The 16,956-nt window shown below is 67.3% G+C and carries 15 protein-coding genes; 3 read left to right on the forward strand and 12 right to left on the reverse strand.

The features are described from left to right. The first annotated feature begins 24 nt into the window (after window positions 1-24). The 3 genes from ACEPA4_RS06795 (at window position 25) to ACEPA4_RS06805 (ending at window position 5,372) form a co-directional block, all read left to right on the forward strand. Window positions 25-753, forward strand: coding sequence for a response regulator (locus tag ACEPA4_RS06795; RefSeq protein WP_005415886.1), 729 nt, complete (start codon window positions 25-27; stop codon window positions 751-753). A gap of 6 nt (window positions 754-759) precedes the next feature. Continuing rightward, on the forward strand, window positions 760-2,169 hold the full coding sequence (locus tag ACEPA4_RS06800; protein ID WP_005415887.1) for an ATP-binding protein: 1,410 nt from the start codon (window positions 760-762) through the stop codon (window positions 2,167-2,169). A gap of 176 nt (window positions 2,170-2,345) precedes the next feature. Beyond that, the gene (locus ACEPA4_RS06805) at window positions 2,346-5,372 is read left to right on the forward strand and encodes a ligand-binding sensor domain-containing diguanylate cyclase (RefSeq protein ID WP_065186084.1); all 3,027 of its coding nucleotides are present in this window, start codon (window positions 2,346-2,348) and stop codon (window positions 5,370-5,372) included. Window positions 5,373-5,784: 412 nt separating this feature from the next. Here the strand turns inward: ACEPA4_RS06805 and rnt are convergent, their stop codons facing one another. The 12 genes from rnt to ACEPA4_RS06865 all read right to left on the reverse strand — a co-directional run bounded on the left by rnt (window position 5,785) and on the right by ACEPA4_RS06865 (window position 16,848). Then, the gene (gene rnt, locus ACEPA4_RS06810) at window positions 5,785-6,369 is read right to left on the reverse strand and encodes a ribonuclease T (RefSeq protein WP_005408782.1); all 585 of its coding nucleotides are present in this window, start codon (window positions 6,367-6,369) and stop codon (window positions 5,785-5,787) included. Between the two features lie 234 nt (window positions 6,370-6,603). Beyond that, a complete protein-coding gene (locus ACEPA4_RS06815) occupies window positions 6,604-7,125 on the reverse strand; it encodes a DoxX family protein (protein WP_262090868.1) in 522 nt (173 codons plus the stop codon). 25 nt (window positions 7,126-7,150) lie between these two features. Beyond that, window positions 7,151-7,906, reverse strand: coding sequence for a DUF2063 domain-containing protein (locus tag ACEPA4_RS06820; RefSeq protein WP_065186142.1), 756 nt, complete (start codon window positions 7,904-7,906; stop codon window positions 7,151-7,153). After that, complete coding sequence (locus ACEPA4_RS06825) at window positions 7,899-8,774, reverse strand: DUF692 domain-containing protein (RefSeq protein ID WP_012479633.1); 876 nt, start codon at window positions 8,772-8,774, stop codon at window positions 7,899-7,901. Before ACEPA4_RS06825 ends, ACEPA4_RS06820 begins: the two co-directional genes overlap by 8 nt. After that, on the reverse strand, window positions 8,761-9,114 hold the full coding sequence (locus ACEPA4_RS06830) for a hypothetical protein (RefSeq protein ID WP_005415892.1): 354 nt from the start codon (window positions 9,112-9,114) through the stop codon (window positions 8,761-8,763). Before ACEPA4_RS06830 ends, ACEPA4_RS06825 begins: the two co-directional genes overlap by 14 nt. Window positions 9,115-9,352: 238 nt before the next feature. Then, complete coding sequence (gene phoU, locus ACEPA4_RS06835) at window positions 9,353-10,060, reverse strand: phosphate signaling complex protein PhoU (RefSeq protein ID WP_005415893.1); 708 nt, start codon at window positions 10,058-10,060, stop codon at window positions 9,353-9,355. 76 nt (window positions 10,061-10,136) lie between these two features. After that, window positions 10,137-10,967: a phosphate ABC transporter ATP-binding protein PstB gene (gene pstB / locus ACEPA4_RS06840; protein WP_005408788.1), complete on the reverse strand. Its 831-nt coding sequence runs from the start codon at window positions 10,965-10,967 to the stop codon at window positions 10,137-10,139. 19 nt (window positions 10,968-10,986) lie between these two features. Continuing rightward, the gene (gene pstA, locus ACEPA4_RS06845) at window positions 10,987-11,850 is read right to left on the reverse strand and encodes a phosphate ABC transporter permease PstA (RefSeq protein WP_262090867.1); all 864 of its coding nucleotides are present in this window, start codon (window positions 11,848-11,850) and stop codon (window positions 10,987-10,989) included. Then, complete coding sequence (gene pstC / locus ACEPA4_RS06850; protein WP_012479635.1) at window positions 11,850-12,818, reverse strand: phosphate ABC transporter permease subunit PstC; 969 nt, start codon at window positions 12,816-12,818, stop codon at window positions 11,850-11,852. The genes pstA and pstC overlap by 1 nt, the downstream gene beginning before the upstream one ends. A gap of 82 nt (window positions 12,819-12,900) precedes the next feature. After that, on the reverse strand, window positions 12,901-13,989 hold the full coding sequence (pstS, locus tag ACEPA4_RS06855) for a phosphate ABC transporter substrate-binding protein PstS (protein ID WP_005415896.1): 1,089 nt from the start codon (window positions 13,987-13,989) through the stop codon (window positions 12,901-12,903). A 408-nt stretch (window positions 13,990-14,397) separates the two neighbouring features. Next, window positions 14,398-15,414, reverse strand: coding sequence for a phosphate ABC transporter substrate-binding protein PstS (gene pstS, locus ACEPA4_RS06860; RefSeq protein ID WP_005415897.1), 1,017 nt, complete (start codon window positions 15,412-15,414; stop codon window positions 14,398-14,400). A gap of 222 nt (window positions 15,415-15,636) precedes the next feature. Next, window positions 15,637-16,848: an OprO/OprP family phosphate-selective porin gene (locus ACEPA4_RS06865; protein WP_065186086.1), complete on the reverse strand. Its 1,212-nt coding sequence runs from the start codon at window positions 16,846-16,848 to the stop codon at window positions 15,637-15,639. Window positions 16,849-16,956: the final 108 nt, after the last annotated feature.

Here is a 16,956-nt window from a genome sequence, read left to right on the forward strand (position 1 = left end):
CTGCCGACACGGGATGATCGCGACATGGAGACTGAAAACCCGATGCATCGACTGCTGATCGTCGACGACGACAACGACATCCGCACGCTGCTGGCCGAGCAGCTCGGCCGCGCCGGCTACCAGGTGAGCACTGCGGCCGATGGCACCGCCATGCGCCAACTGCTGGACCGCGAGCACGTGGACCTGATCGTGCTGGACCTCAACCTGCCGCGCGAGGATGGTCTGACCCTGTGCCGTGACCTGCGTGCACGTTCGAACACGCCGGTGATCATGCTGACCGCGCGGGCCGAGCCGATCGACCGCGTGCTGGGCCTGGAAATGGGCGCCGACGACTACCTGGCCAAGCCGTTCGAGCCGCGCGAGCTGCTGGCGCGCATCCGCAACGTGCTGCGCCGGACCGAGGCGCTGCCGGCCAACCTGGAACCACTGGCGGTACGCCGCGCGCGTTTCTCGCGCTGGGTATTCGACCTCGAGCATCGCCACCTGGTCGATCCGGATGGCCGCGTGGTGGTGCTGTCCGGCGCCGAGTTCCGCCTGCTGCGGGTGTTCATCGCCCACGCCAACAAGGTGCTGTCGCGCGAGCAGCTGGTCGCGCTCAGCAGTGGCCGCAACTACGAGGCTCAGGACCGCGCGATCGACCTGCAGGTCAGCCGCCTGCGCAACAAGCTGGGCGACGATGGTGGCCCGGATGGACTGATCAAGACCGTGCGCAACGAAGGCTACGTGCTGGCCTCGTCGGTCAACCTGGAATAAACCGCGATGACGCGCCTGCGCCATTTCCTGTCCTCGATGGTCGGGCGGTTGTTCGTGATCCTGCTGCTGGGCATGGCGGTGGCTGCGATCGGCGCGACCATGCTGGCCACCTCCAAGCGCCAGCAGGAGTTCGAGCGGCAGAACCTGAACCGCATCGCCGACCGCCTGCAGGGCTACGTCAACCTGCTGGACGGCAATCCGGAGCTGCGCGAGCGCCTGCTGGCGATCGGCGGGCCGAGCGTGCGCGCGCTGCAGCCGGGCGCACGCCTGGGGCGTGCCGACACGGCGCTGATGGAAGTGCTGGAAGACCGCCCCGGGCCGGTGTCGCGCGCGCACGTGCACTTCGCTTCGTTCCGCTCCTGCATTCCCAAACTGCAGGAGCTGCTGCCGCCGCCGCCGCCGGGCCACCGGCGGCCGCCGCGCGAACGCGACCCCGCGTTCATCCCGCCCAAATGCCGCGCGGTGGACGTGACCCTCAACGACGGCACGCTGCTGAAGCTGGCGCTGGACTCGCCGGCGGTGGCGCACAACGGCATCCTCGCCGTGGACCCATGGTTCCTGACCCTGCTGGTGCTGGCGATTGCCGTGCTGGCCTATATCGTCGCGCGCATGGCCAGCGCGCCGCTGCAGGAACTGGCCGCAGCCGCAGAAGACCTTGGCGATGACCTGCAGCGCGACCCGTTGCCACTGCGCGGGCCGCGCGAAGTGCAGCGTGCCGCCGAAGCCTTCAACGCCATGCAGCACCGCCTGCAGCGGCACCTGGCCGAACGCACGCAGATGCTGGCGGCGATCACCCACGACCTGCAGACGCCGCTGACACGGCTGCGCCTGCGCCTGGAGAATGTCAGCGACGAGGCCCTGCGTGAGCGCCTGATCGGCGACCTGGCGGCGATGCAGGCGCTGGTGCGCGAGGGCCTGGAACTGGCGCGCAGCGCCGAGAGTGCCGAGCAGCGCGCCGCACTGGACCTGGATTCGCTGCTGGAGAGCATTGTCGAGGACGCCGCCGAAGGCGGCGGTGATGTGGTCTTCGAAGGGGGCAGTGGTTCGGTGCTGATGTTGCGTCCGTTGGCCATGCACCGGCTGTTCTCCAACCTGGTGGACAACGCGGTGATGTACGCGCAGCGGGCACGGGTGCGGGTTGAGCGCAGCGGAGGTGCGATTACCGTGGTGGTGGCCGATGACGGCCCGGGCCTGGCCGAAGAGCAGCTGGAGGCGGTGTTCGATCCGTTCGTGCGGGTGGAGACCTCGCGTTCGCGCGAAACCGGCGGGGCCGGCCTGGGCCTGACCATCGCGCGCGCCCTGGCCGAGAAGGACGGCGCCCGGCTGTGGCTGCGCAACCGGGCCGAAGGTGGCCTGGAGGCGGTGGTGCAGTGGCCTGCCAGTGCCCAGGTGGTGGCGCCCGGCCGCGCCGGCTGAGTCGGCGCGCTGCGAACGGTGACGCCGGGGCCGGGGTTTGGCCTATCATCTGCGCATCTCCCCAGTCTCCCCACGATGAGCCAGCCCGTTCCTGCCGGCATGCCATTGCACGCTGCCCGGCTGTTCCCGCACGCTGCCGCGTCCTGCAGCCGCACCTGGCCGCCGCCGCTGCGGTGATGGGCGGGCAGGGGGACAAGAGGCGCTGGGTGGAGCGCCGCGCATCAGGATTCAGGCGGGCACTGCGGCAGGGCCTGTTGTGGCTGCTGCTGGCCCTTGCGCTGCCGTTGGCTGCGCAGGAGGGCGCGCCCCCGCTGCGCGACTACGCCATCGATGTATGGACCTCGCGCAACGGCCTGCCGCACAACTCGCTGCGCGACATCGCGCAGACGCCGGAAGGCCATCTCTGGTTCGCCACCTGGGAAGGGCTGGTGCGCTACAACGGCCTGGATTTCACCGTGTTCGACCGCAGCACGCGCCCGGGCCTGCGCGACAACGGCATCGGCGCCCTGTTCGTCGACCGCCAGGGCGGACTGTGGATCAGTGATTCGCGCGGCAACGTCAGCCACCGTGGCAGTGATGGCCAATGGCGGGTGTGGGAGCACCAGGCCGATACGCCGCAGGTGCTGATCCAGTCCATGCAGATGGACAGCCAGGGGCGGCTGTGGCTGCTGTACGAAGGCAAGGGCATCGGCTACCTGACGCCGGACAGCGGCATTGTCTACCAGGCGCCGGCGGCGGACCTGCCGATGGCGATGAGCTTCACCAGACTGGTGGTCGATGCGCAGGACCGGGTCTGGGTCGGTACGCTGGACGGGCTGGTGCTGCGCGACAACGATGGCGTGCTCAAGCGCGCCCCCGCCGCATGGGGGCTGGGTGCCGGCAGTGGCCTGTCGTGGCCCTACCGTGCGCCGGATGGCGCGTTGTGGATCGTCGCCGGTGAGCGCCTGTACCGGGTGGAGGACGACCAGCTGGTGCTGGTGCACCGCCTGCCGGGCCAGCTGCACATGACCTCGATGCTGCAGGACCGGCACGGTGACCTGTGGCTGGGCACCGAGAACCAGGGCCTGCTGCGCATCTCCGCACATGGCCTGGAGCGACTGCCGGCCGGTCTGAACCTGCCGGGCGGACGCGTGGTCAGCCTGCGCGAGGATGCCGAAGGCAGCATCTGGGTGGGCGCCAACGGCGGGCTCTATCGCCTGCGCGAAACACTGTTCAGCAGCTACACCGAGCGCGATGGGCTCAGTGGCGATTACGTGCGCACGGTATTCGAGGATCGCGATCGCCAGCTGTGGGTCGGCAGCGCCAGCGGGCTTGACATGCGGACCGCGGACGGCCGTTTCCGGGCGATGCCGCTGCACAACCGCGGCGGCAAGGCACCTTCGGTACTGAGCCTGGCACAGGGGCCGGACGGTGACCTGTGGGTCGGAACCTTCGGCGATGGGGTCTACCGGCTCGGCCGTGACGGCCACCTGCGCCACAACTACGCGGCAGCCGACGGCATGCCGGGTGGCAACATCCGTGCGATCAGCGTTGATTCCCAGGGCGTGGTCTGGGCCGGCACGCAGAAGGGCGTGGTGCGCATCGACGGCGACCATGTGCAGGTCTCGAACGCGCCGGGCATGCCCGGCGGCCTGATCACCGCGCTTGAGCATGACCATCAGGGCAACCTGTGGATCGGCACCATCGAAGGCATCCGCGTGCTGCGCGGCGACCACGTGCAGTCGATCGACCTGGCGCCGCTGGGCGGTGGCCGCAGCGTGTTCGGCTTCCACCAGCTGGGCGACGCGATGTGGATCAGCAGTGATCGTGGCCTGTACCGTTGGCGCAACGGTGCGCTGGCGCGGGTCGGCCTTGAGCAGGGCATGCCGGTGGATGCGGTGTTCCAGCTGGTGCCGGATCGCCTTGGCAATGTGTGGATCAGCAGCAATCGCGGTGTGTTGCGCACCGATATGGCCACCCTCAACGCCGTGGCCGATGGCCGCACGCCGCGGGTGGGGGTGGAGCGCTACAACGAGATCGACGGTATGGCCAATGCACAGGCCAACGGCAGCTCCAGCCCATCGGCGATCCTGCGCCAGGACGGCACGTTCTGGGTGGTCACCGCAGGCGGCCTGAGCACGGTCGACCCGCAGCGCCTGCAGCGTTTCCGCGAGCGGCCATCGCCGCCGGCGGCGATCGAGAGCGTGCAGGTGGATGGCGCGCCGGTGCATTGGGAAGGGCCGGATCGCAACCATATTCCAGGGGGGCGCCGGTTGGCGGTGAGTTATGTCGGCCTGAGCTACCTGATGTCTGACCGGATCCGCTACCGCACGCGGCTGGACGGGCTGGATGCCGGCTGGGTCGAGCGCGGCCCGCAGCGCAGCGTTGAGTTCGTCGGCCTGCCGCCGGGCGACTACACCCTGCATGTGGCGGCCGCCCATCCCGGCGGCAGCTGGGGCCAACAGGAGGCGGTGTGGAGCTTCACCGTGGAACCGTTCTGGTGGCAGCGCCGCAGCGTGCAGGTGCTGGCGGGGATGCTGCTGCTGACTGGACTGGTGGCGCTGTACCGGCTGCTGCTGCAGCAGCTGAAGGCCAGCAACCTGCGCCTGGCACGGCGGGTGGACGAAGCGACCTTCGACCTGCAGGCCAAGACGGTGCACCTGCAGGCGCTGAACCAGGAAAAGACCGAACTGGCCGAGCGCCTGGCGCGCCAGGCCGAAGCCTTCGAGCGCCAGGCCCGCGAGGATGTGCTGACCGGCCTGGCCAATCGCCGCGCCTTCGACGAAACGTTGGCGCGTGACTTCGCCCGGTCCCAGCGCAGTGGTCATCCGCTGTGCCTGGTGGTGCTCGACATCGATCACTTCAAGGAGGTCAACGACCGCCACAGCCACAGCATCGGCGATGCCGTGCTGGTGCAGGTGGCGTCATTGATCGCAGCGGCCTGCCGCGACTCCGACCTGCCGGCGCGCACCGGCGGCGAAGAGTTCGCGCTGCTGCTCAACGACACCCGCCTGGAGGAAGCCGCACAGCTGTGCGCGCGCCTGCGTGGCCTGTTCCATGATCATCCCGATTGGGCCGGCGTGGCGGGCCTGCGTGTCACCTTCAGCGCGGGCCTGGTAGAGCTGGATGCCGACGACCGCACCCCGGCGCTGCTGTACCAGCGCGCCGACCGCGCGCTGTACCGCGCCAAGAGCGACGGCCGCGATCGCACGAGTATTGGTTGATCGCATCCACGCATGGCGTGGATCTACTGGTGTTGTCGTACCACCCGGGGGTGCCGACCAACGGTCGGCACCCACCAGAGAAGTGACCCAGTGAGCGGCAGCCCCCAACGAGCGCAGCGACCCGCTGTTGCTCCCGCTTTTTCTGATCTTTCCGTGGTGCTCGCTGGAAACTGTCCGTGGCCGGGCGGATGGGCTGCGCAGGGGCGTGAGCCGCATGGGCCTGAGGCATGCCTCGGGCGGGTTGGGCCGGATGCCCAACCCCGGTCTTGCCGTGTGCGCAGGACAGCGCACACGAGCAAGCGGCGACCGAGCTTACAGGGACGTACTTGCAGCGTCCCCTGCGCAGTCCACCCGCCCGGCCCTACCAGGAATCGCTGTCAGCCCGCCACGAGGGGCTCCGCCGTTGGCCGCTTCACCGCGGCCAGGCGTTGGCGATGGTGCAGAACAGCCGCGCGGTCTGCTCGGTGTCATACACCGCGCTGTGTGCCTCGTTGGCATCCCAACCCAGCCCGGCGGCGGTGGCCGCACGCGCCAGCACGGTCTGGCCGTAGGCGATACCGGCCAGGGTGACCGTGTCGAACACGCTGAACGGGTGGAATGGGTTGCGCTTGTGGCCGGTGCGGGCCACGGCCGCGTTGACGAAGCCGAGGTCGAAATGGGCGTTGTGGCCCACCAGGATCGCGCGCTGGCAGCCGTACTTCTTCATCGCCGCACGCACCGGAGTGAAGATGTGGTCCAACGCCGCTTTTTCTTCCTTGGCCAGCCGGAACGGGTGGTCGAGGATGATGCCGGTCACTTCCAGCGACTTCGGGTCGATCTCCAGGCCCTCGGCCGGGACCACGTGGGCACTGGCGGTCTGGCCGGGGTAGAGCAGGCCGTTCTCGTCCATCTCGATCGGCACCGCAGCGATTTCCAGCAGCGCATTGCGCTGGCTGTCGAAGCCGCCGGTTTCCACATCCACCACCACCGGCAGGAAGCCGCGGAAGCGTTGTGACATCGCGCGCTGCGCCTGGGGTACTGCGGAATCGGGAGCGGCGGCAGGTGCGGAGGGGGAGTCAGTCATGCGTGAATTCTAGCAGAGCGACCCTGAGCGCCCGGCCAGCTTTCTGTGCATGGGCTCCCTGCGTGGGCGTGTGTCGACCAAGGTCGACACCTACCGGGCACCGCACGCTCTGGATTCCGGTAGGTGCCAACCTTGGTTGGCACACGGCGCGCCAACCACGGTCGTCATCTAGCGCACCGCAGGCCGTGCCGTCGTGACCGATGGCTGCCACCGGGCCAACCAGGCGTCCACGCTCAGCTTGCCGGCGCCAGTGAAGATCAGCGGCAGCAGCATGGCCATGAACAACACCGGCAGCTTGAAGTTGCCGTAGCCCTGGTCGCTGATGGCATACCCCATCGCGAGGTCACCCAGCGAATTCCATTGCATCGGCCAATGCACCGCATAGGTCGCCACCACGGTCAGCACCAGTAGGCTGGCGGCGGCGAAACGGGTACCGAAACCAAACAGCAGGCAGGCCGCGCCGACCAGTTCGAACCAGATGGCCAGCTGCCAGTTCAGGGCAGCAGGCAGTTGGTTGAACGGGAACGGGAAGGCGCCCTGCAGGCCGGCGAACCAGTTCTGGCCGTGCAGCTTCTCACGGCCGGATTCGAAGTATTCCCAGGCCAGCAGCACGCGCAGGCCCAGCGGCGCCAACCAGGGGGCGAGACGGTCCAGCCGGCCGCGCGCGGCGGCCAGGAGCGGCAGGTTCATCGTTGGATCTCCAGTGGAAGAGGCGTCAGGGCGGGGGGGCGAGCGGGCCGATCACGCCGGCCTGCAGGAACTGCAGCAGCAGTGCGGCACCGGGCTCGGCCAGTACGTCCTCGGCCAGCCCGTGCGAGGTGGCCAGCTGCTGCAGGTACGTCTGTCCTTCCAGGCCGGGCCGTTCGCCGATGCTCGCCAGCAGGTGTACCGCCAGCGGGCTGAGCGCGGCGAATCGCACTTCACCGTCGGCTTCGCGGCGGACCAGCAGGCCGGTGGGTTCTGCAAGGGGCTGGGTCGGCGCATCCTCTGCACCGAGACGGTGCACCGGCCATTGGTACAGCAGCGGCCACGCCAGCGGCGAACGCCGCAGCGGCACCCGAAGTGGATCAGTATCGCCAGGCGCAGGAAGCGGTTCGGCCTGCAGCTGGTACAGCGCGGTTTCCACCCACTCGTAGTGGGCCAGTTCGGCCAGCGCCGGGTGCGGCAGCTGCGGCTGCGCCTGCAGCCACTGCACGAACTCGGCGGCCAGTTCGGTGAACAGCGGTGTCTGGCAGCGATGGGTGGCGAAGTAGTGGCGCACCAGGGCGCTCCAGGCCGGTTCGCCAAGCAGGCGCACGCAGACCGGGAAACCGTTGCTCAACAGGCCGAGCAGGTTGTTGAACAGCAGGTGCCGATATACCGCGACCCGGCGTGGCTCCAGTCCGGCCGGTGCGGGTACCGCCTGCGGGTTGCGCAGGTGCGCGGTGAAGGCGTGCTGCTGCGCGCGCAGGGTGTCGGCGGAATCAGCCATGTGCCGCCCCGGCATGTGTGGCCTGCAGGCGGCGGATGGTCTGCAGTTCGCCCTGCAGTTCTGCATAGGGCGGGAAATTGAAATCGCGTTCGAGCAGGGTGGGGCGCGGGCCGATGCGTGCATAGGTACGCGCCAGCAGCGCCCAGACCGGATCGATCACCGCGCTGCCGTGGGTATCGATCTTCAGGTCGGGTGCCTCGTCCAGGTGCCCGGCCACGTGCAGGCAGACGATGCGCCGTGCAGGCAGGCCGGCGATGAAGGCATCGGCATCGTAGCCGTGGTTGCAGGCGTTGACGTAGACATTGTTGACGTCCAGCAGCAGGTCGCAGTCGGCTTCGGCAAGCACGGCATTGGTGAAGGCCAGTTCGTCCATCGCCGGCGCGGGTGCCAGGTAGTAGGACACGTTCTCCACTGCGATGCGACGGCCCAGCAGGTCCTGCACGCGGCTGATGCGCTGCGCGGTATGGCGCACGGCTTCGTCGGTAAAGGGAATCGGCAGCAGGTCGTACAGGTGGCCGTCGTCGCTGCAGTAGCTGAGGTGCTCGCTGTACAGCGGCACGCGGTGCTTTTCGAGGAACCGGCCGACCTGTTCCAGCAGCTGGGTATCCAGTGGTGCACTGCCGCCCAGCGACAGCGACAGGCCGTGGCAGCTCAGCGGATGGCGCTGCGCCAGTTCGGCCAGGGCATCACCGGCCGGGCCGCCGACATGGATCCAGTTCTCCGGTGCGCATTCGAGGAAGTCGAAGTCGCCTTCCGGGGCGTCACGCAGGTCCTGCAGCAGCGCCCGGCGCAGGCCCAACCCGGCGGCCGCCGCACGAAGCGGCGACCGCGGGTGGACGAGGCTGGCGCGGGCGTCAGTGCTTGCCACCGCACTTGCCTTCGCCGCACTTGCCTTCAGCCGACTTCGTGTCGCCGGCCTTGGCCTTGGCGCCCGCTGCGCCGGCAGCCTTGCCCTTGTCGGCACCGCACTTGCCTTCGCCGCTCTTGCCGTCGGCGCCGCACTTGCCTTCGGCGTGCTTGGTCGCGTCAGCGGCCATCTTGTTATCGGCGGCTTTGGCATCGGTGCTGGCCTTGGCCGCCTGGCCGGCCACCAGGTAGCCCTGGGCGAGGTCGCTCATGCTCAGGGCCGAGGCACTGGCGGTCATGCCCAGGCCGGCGGCCAGGGCGGTAGCGGTCAGCAGGGACAGGGTCTTGTTGGAACTGCTCATCGGTCTTACTCCTGGGTGGTGGGCAGGTGCCCGGGGTGAATCGATGGTGCAGCGATCCTACTCAACGAATCCTCGCCAAGAACTCAAATTTTCGTGAGATTTGTTACAGAAGCATCCGGAAGGTCTGCGCCGGGCAAGCACGGCGCCCACAACGCGGGTGGAACACCGCAAAAAAAGAAAGGCCGCTGTCACAGGACAGCGGCCAACTTGGAGTCGACTCCGGTGTTGCAGTGCAGCGTCAGGGCTGGCCGGTGCTGGAGGTCTCGTCGCGCTTTTCACGCGGTGGCAGCGGCTGCTCGCCGTGCACCAGGAACCACACGTTCTCGGCGATGTTGGTGGCGTGATCGCCCACGCGCTCCAGGTTCTTGGCCATGAACAGCAGGTGGGTGCACGGGGTGATGTTGCGCGGGTCTTCCATCATGTAGGTGAGCAGCTCGCGGAACAGCGCGGTGTACTGGGCGTCCAGGCGGGCGTCGTCCTCGCGCAGTGCCAGCGCGGCCTCGGCATCGTTGTCGCGGTAGGCGGCGATGGCACGGCGCACCTGCTGCGCGGCCAGGCGGCCCAGCGCGCGCAGGCCCTGGATCTGCGGCAGCGGCGGCACCTTGCCCAGCGCGATCGAGCGCTTGGCCACGTTCGCTGCATAGTCGCCGATGCGCTCGATGTCGGCCGGGATGCGCAGGCCAGCCAGGATCTCGCGCAGGTCGCGCGCCATCGGCCCACGCAGCGCCAGGCGCATCACGTCGTGGCTGATCTGCTGCTCAAGCGCGTCGATCGCTTCGTCGTTGGCGATGATGCGATGGGCGGCGTTCTCGTCGCGCTTCTCGATCACGTCCATCGCCGCTTCGAGCTGGGCGACGGCCATCTCGCCCATGCGCACGATTTCGGCCACCAGGCGCTGCTGCTCCTCGTCGTAGCTCTTGACGATGTGGTCGTTGGGAAGGTTCATGGTTGTTCCGCTCTGTTGAGTCGAGCCATGCTCGACTGACGTTGTCTGGAGAGTCGAGCCACGCTCGACTGACGTTTCAGCCGAAGCGACCGGTGATGTAGTCCTCGGTCTGCCGCTGCGACGGCTGCGAGAAGATCACTTCGGTGCGGTCGTGCTCGATCAGGTCGCCCAGGTACATGAAGGCGGTGTAGTCGGACACGCGCGCAGCCTGCTGCATGTTGTGGGTGACGATCACGATCGTGTACTCGTGCTTGAGTTCTTCCACCAGCTGCTCGATGCGGCTGGTCGAGATCGGGTCCAGCGCCGAGGTCGGCTCGTCCAGCAGCAGCACCGACGGGCGCAGGGCGACGGCACGGGCGATGCACAGGCGCTGCTGCTGGCCACCGGACAGACCCAGTGCGCTCTGCCCCAGCTTGTCCTTCACTTCGTCCCACAGCGCGCCCTGGCGCAGCGCCTGCTCGACGCGGTCGGCCATATCGGCCTTGCTCAGCTTCTCGTGGTGGCGGATGCCGTAGGCCACGTTCTCGAAGATGGTCATCGGGAACGGCACCGGCTTCTGGAACACCATGCCGACCTTGCTGCGCAGGCGGTTCATCGGGTACTTCGGCGACAGGATGTTCTCGCCGTCCAGCAGCACTTCACCGCGCGCCTCCAGCTTCGGGTACAGCGCATAGATGCGGTTGAAGATGCGCAGCAGCGTGGACTTGCCGCAACCGGAGGGACCGATCAGCGCGGTCACGCGCTTTTCCGGGATTTCCAGGTTGATGCCCTTCAGGGCGTGGAACTTGTCGTAGTAGAAGTCCAGTCCACGCGCAGCCAGCTTCACCGGCGACGGCGTGTGCAGGCTCTCGTGCGAGGACGGCACGGCGATGCGCTGCATCGGCACGGCGTTGGAAAGGTCGTTCATGGCGTTATCCACGGAAAGGTCAGTCATGGGAGATACGGTTGCGCAGCAGGATGCCGCGGGCGGCAAGGCTGACCAGCAGCACGAAGACAGTCAGCACCAGGGCACCGGCCCAGGCCAGTACCTGCCAGGATTCATACGGGCTGCCGGCGAACTGGTTCATCACCACCGGCACCGAAGCCATCGGCTGGAAGATGTTGTTGTTCCAGTACTGGTTGCCGAAGGCGGTGAACAGCAGCGGTGCGGTCTCGCCGGAGATGCGGGCCAGGGCCAGCAGGATGCCGGTGATGATGCCTGCCGACGCACTGCGGTACAGCACCTGCACGATCACCTTCCACTGCGGCATGCCCAGCGACAGGGCCGCTTCGCGCATCTGCGAGGGCACCAGGCGCAGCATTTCGTCGGTGGTGCGCACCACCACCGGCAGCACGATGAAGGCCAGCGACAGCGCACCGGCGAACGCCGAGAAGTTGCCGCCGGTCTGCATCACGTACAGCGTGTACACGAACAGGCCCAGCACGATGGACGGCGCCGACAGCAGGATGTCGTTGACGAAGCGGACCACGGTGCCGGCCTTGCGGGCGTTGCCATACTCGGCCAGCCAGGTACCGGCCAGCACGCCCAGCGGGGTGCCGATGCCGATGGCCAGTGCACACATCACGGCACTGCCGAAGAAGGCGTTGGCGAGGCCGCCGTCCTGCATCGGCGGCGGGGTCATCTTGGTGAACAGATCCCAGTTGATGCCGGCCAGGCCCTTGGCAGCCAGGGTGAACAGGATCCAGCCCAGGAAGAACAGGCCGAACAGGGCGGTGGCGCAGGACGCAGTGATCGCAACGACGTTGCCGATGCGGCGGCGCAGGTACAGCGAATCAGCGGTGGTGGACATCAGTTGCCCTCCTTGCGGGACAGGCGCATCAGCATCAGGCGGGCGATGGCCAGCACCACGAAGGTGACGATGAAGAGGACGAAGCCGAGCAGCAGCAGGGCCGAACGGTAGGTTTCAGTGGCTTCGCCGAAATCATTGGCGATCAGCGCGGCGATGGTGGTGCCCGGTTCCAGCAGCGACGGCGACAGGCGCACGCTGTTGCCGATCACGAAGGCTACAGCCATCGTTTCGCCCAGCGCGCGGCCCAGGCCGAGGAAGATGCCGCCGATGACCGCCGAACGGGTGTAGGGCAGGACGATGTCCCAGCTCACTTCCCACTTGGTGGAGCCCAACGCGTAGGCCGATTCCTTCAGGCGGGTGGGCACGGTCAGGAACACCTCGCGCATCACCGAGGAAATGAACGGAATGACCATGATGGCCAGCACGAAACCGGCGGTGAGCATGCCGATGCCCAGCGGCGGGCCCTGGAACATCGGGCCGATGACCGGCCATTCGCCCAGGGTCTCGTTGAGGAACGGGGTGACGTACTCGGTCATCACCGGCACCAGCACGAACAGGCCCCACATGCCGTAGATGATCGAGGGAATGCCGGCCAGCAGTTCGATGGCGGTACCGACCGGGCCGCGCAGCCAGCGCGGCGCGACCTCGGTGAGGAAGAAGGCGATGCCGAAGCTGACCGGCACGGCGATGACCATCGCGATGACAGCGGTGACCAGGGTGCCGTAGATCGGAGCCAGGGCGCCGAACTTGTTTTCGACCGGATTCCAGTCGGCGGAGAAGAAGAAGCTCAGTCCCTGCATCTGCAGGGCATGGCGACCGCCCCACAGCATCGACAGCGCGGCGCAGGCCAGGGCGATCAGGACGAAGATGACGGTGCCGACCAGCACCCATCGGAACAGTTTGTCGTTGCGGGCATCACGCGCATCACGCGTGGACGGGGCGGCTACAGGCTGGGCGATGGCATTCATGGGGACGGCTGGGCCAGGAAGGGGCGGGGCGGCACGGCGTGGAACAAGCGGTGCCCGCGCGGGGCGGGCACCGTCGGGTCCATCACTTCAGGTCGGTCGCCCAGTAGGCCTCGATCTGCTTGACCAGTTCAGCCGGCAGCGGCACGTAGTGCAGCTCGTTGGCCTGGGCCTGGCCGTTCTCGAAGGCCCACTTGAAGAAGGCCAGGGTGTCCTGGTTGCGCTTGGCGTCCTTCGGCTGCTTCTGCATCAGCATGAAGTTGGTTGCGGTGATCGGCCACGCCTGCTCGCCCGGGGCGTTGGTGATGACCAGGTTGAAGTCCTTGGCGCTGGCCCAGTCGGCGCTGGCGGCCGCAGCGGCGAAGGTTTCCGCGCTCGGCTCGACCCAGTTGCCGGCGGCGTTCTGCATGGCGGTATACGGCATGCCGTTCTGCAGGGCATAAGCCAGTTCGACGTAGCCGATCGAGCCCTTGATCTGCTTCACGTAGGACGCAACGCCTTCATTGCCCTTGCCACCGACGCCGTCCGGCCACTGCACCGAGGTGCCTTCACCGACCTTGCTCTTCCACTCCGGGCTGACCTTGGACAGGTAGTTGGAGAAGTTGAAGGTGGTGCCCGAACCATCCGAACGGTGGACCAGGGTGATCTTGCCGTCCGGCAGCTTCACGCCCGGGTTGGCGGCGACGATCGCCGGGTCGTTCCAGGTCTTGACCTTGCCCAGGAAGATGTCGGCCAGCAGGGCGCCGCTCAGGCGCAGCTTGCCGGCTTCCAGGCCTTCGATGTTGACCACCGGCACCACGCCGCCGATGGCCGACGGGAACTGCGCCAGGCCGGCCTGGGCCAGCTCCTCGCTGCTCAGCGGCTTGTCGGACGAACCGAAGTCGACGGTCCCAGCCTTGATCTGGGCGATGCCGCCGCCGGAGCCGATCGACTGGTAGTTGATCTTGGCGCCGGTGCTGGCGTTGTAGTCAGCCGACCACTTGGAGACCAGCGGGAAGATGAAGGACGCGCCCGCGCCGGACACTTCGGCGGTCACCTTGGCACCGGCAGCGGCGGGGGCAGCGGCAGCGCCGGCAGCCGGCTGCTGCGCGGCCTGCTTGTCGCCACCGCAGGCCGACAGGCCCAGGGCGATGGCCAGGGAAAGGGCGGCAAGGCCGGCCGAGTGCAGTTTCATGGTCACTCCATAGCGGGGAAGAGCCGACGTGGTCGGCGGATGCGGCTATGAAATGATGTTTTTGTTACAGCCGTATTACGACCATGACAGAGGTGTCGAGGATCACGTTCTGACAAGGCTTTCACAGGGCTGGCGCCGATCCGGCCGGGGCCCGGAAACCCCGGATCTGCGCACTGATATGACGGCGGCTTGGTCCTTGCAGTGTCAATGCGCGACAGCTCCTTGCCCACGGTAGGTGCGGACCGTCGGTCCGCACGCTCCAGAGCGCAGCCGAGCGTCGGCTCGGCTCTACAGGGGCAGGTGCATCCCCGAAAACAAGAAGAGCGCGAGATCTCGAGGATCTCGCGCCCGGGTGGGAGCGGCGGGGGAGAGAGGACCCGCCGCCCCCGTTCCTGCGGGGGAACGCGCTTACTTCAGGTTCTGCGACCAGTAGGTCTCGATCTGGCGCACCAGGCTGTCCGGCAGCGGCACGTAGTCCAGCTGGCGGGCCTGGGCGTCGCCGTTCTTGTAGACCCAGCGGAAGAACTCTTGGGTCGCCTTGCCATTGGCAGCATTCTTCGGCGTCTTCTGCACCAGGATGAAGTTGGTGGCGGTGATCGGCCAGGACTCGGCGCCCGGCGCATTGGTCATCACCAGGTAGAAGTCGCGGGCGTTGGCCCAGTCGGCGCTGGCAGCGGCGGCAGCGAACGAGGTGTCGCTCGGCTGCACGAACTTGCCGGCCGCATTCTTCATCGCGGTGTAGGAGAGCTTGTTCTGCAGCGCGTAGGACAGTTCGACATAGCCGATGCCGCCCTTGATCTGCTTCACGTAGGCGGCAACACCTTCGTTGCCCTTGCCGCCGATGCCGGCCGGCCACTGCACCGAGGTGCCTTCACCGACCGAGCTCTTCCACTCCGGGCTGACCTTGGACAGGTAGTTGACGAAGTTGAAGGTGGTACCCGAGCCGTCCGAACGATGCACGACGGTGACCTTGGCGTTCGGCAGGGTCACGCCCGGGTTCAGTGCGGCGATGGCCGGGTCGTTCCAGGTCTTGATCTTGCCCAGGAAGATGTTGGCCAGCACGGCGCCGTCCAGCTTCAGGGCGCCCGGGGCGATGCCGGCCACGTTGACCACCGGCACCACGCCACCGATCACCGACGGGAACTGCGCCAGGCCTGCAGCAGCCAGGTCTTCCGGCTTCAGCGGCGCATCGGAAGAGCCGAAATCAACGGTCTTGGCCTTGATCTGGGCAATGCCGCCGCCGGAACCGATGGACTGGTAGTTGACCTTGTTGCCGGTTGCGGCGCTGTAGTCGGCCGACCACTTGGACATGACCGGGTAGATGAACGATGCGCCCGCGCCGGTGATGTCGGCGGCGTTGGCGGCGAACACGGACGATGCAGCCAGGATGGCGACAGCGGCGCGCGATTTGAAGGCGTGGATCACGGGGAGACTCCTGGGGTGGTGGTCGAAGGGCGGTTGCCCGACGTTTCGGTGCACATTCCATAACGGTTGCGTGACACGTCCGCGTCTGTCATATGACGCGGGCGTGACACGCGTCATGAGGGATGTCGCGTCCGCTGTGCCGGCAGGACGGCACGGGTATCGCTGCAACGACGAAGGCACGGCCGGGGCCGTGCCTTCGCGGTTCAACGCAGGTGGCTGGGCTTACCAGAAGAACTGCGCGCGGGCTTCCAGGATGTTGGGATCGTCGTTGACGAAACCGCGCGCCGTGGAGCTGTACTTCTTGCTGTCGACCATCACGTAGTTGAGCATCAGCTTGAAGTTGGAACGCAGGTACCAGTTGGCGCCCACGGTCCAGATGTCCATCTTGCCGCCCAGCACGCCATCGACGATCGGCGGGCGACCGGCGACCGGATTGGCGGCGAGGTTGCCGTCATTGAGGTCCATGTGGTCGTAGCGCACGCCCAGCTGCCACTGGCCGCCGGCCGGGTTGTTCGGCAGGCCGGTGCCCGGAGTGCCGCCCTTGTAGCTCCAGGTCTCGCCGGTGACGTTCCACACGCCGCTGATGTAGTAGCCGTCGCTGGAGTAGTTGTCGTGGTCGTAGCGCTTGGCCTTGCTGGTGTAGTACTCGGCCTGGGCCTTGAAGGGACCCTGGAAGTACATCGCTTCGGCACCGATGGTGCTGACGCGGTCGGTGTCGGTCAGGTTGCCGCTGTCAACCAGGCGGGCAGTGGCGAGGTCGGCATTCGGACGCGCACGCACGCGCAGGGTGTCGGCGTCGGCGTCGTAGTTGACGTAGCTCAGACCGAAGTGCAGGACCTGGCCCTTTTCATTGATCGGGGCCCAGGTGCCACGCGCGCCGTAGCCGCTACCGTGGGCCAGGTTGCGGGTCAGCTCGCGGCCGAAGGCGCTGGCGGTCACCGACCAGTTGTCCTGGCCGTAGCTGTACGCGCCGCCCAGGCGGCGGGCGATGGCATAGGTATTGGTGACCGCTGCCTTGGAAATGAAATCGTTGTTCTTGGTGCTGGACAGTTCTTCCAGGCTGTTGGGCTGCTTGAACTGGCCCAGCTGCAGGAAGTGGTTGGCGTTGCCCAGCAGCTTGTACTTCACGTTGGTGTCGAGGAACTTGTCGGCCTTGGCGTCATAGCCGACCACCCACTCCACGTTGCCCGGGCCCTTGCCCTTCAGCACCAGCTCGGCGCGACGCAGTTCGAATTCGCTGTTCTTGCCGTTGCCGGCGTCGCCACCGTTGAGGTCGACCACATCGTTGTGGAACCAGTTGCCGTCGGCCTGGACCAGGCCTTCGAAGGTGATTTCCGAACCGCCGATCACGTCGATGGCGACTTCGGCGTGTGCAGCCGGCACATACAGCGCAGCAGCCACGGCCACCGTCAGGAGTTGGTGATGCAGTTTCATGGAGAGGAGCCTTGCAGGCAGGTGGGAAGATGCGCGCAGGCTAGAAGGTAAAGATTGCGTAAATGTGACAGTTCACGCGCGGCAGACATCCGCCGCAGGCCCCGTCAC

The organism is Stenotrophomonas sp. P2112 (assembly GCF_041897515.1).
Taxonomy (GTDB): Bacteria; Pseudomonadota; Gammaproteobacteria; order Xanthomonadales; family Xanthomonadaceae; genus Stenotrophomonas; species Stenotrophomonas sepilia.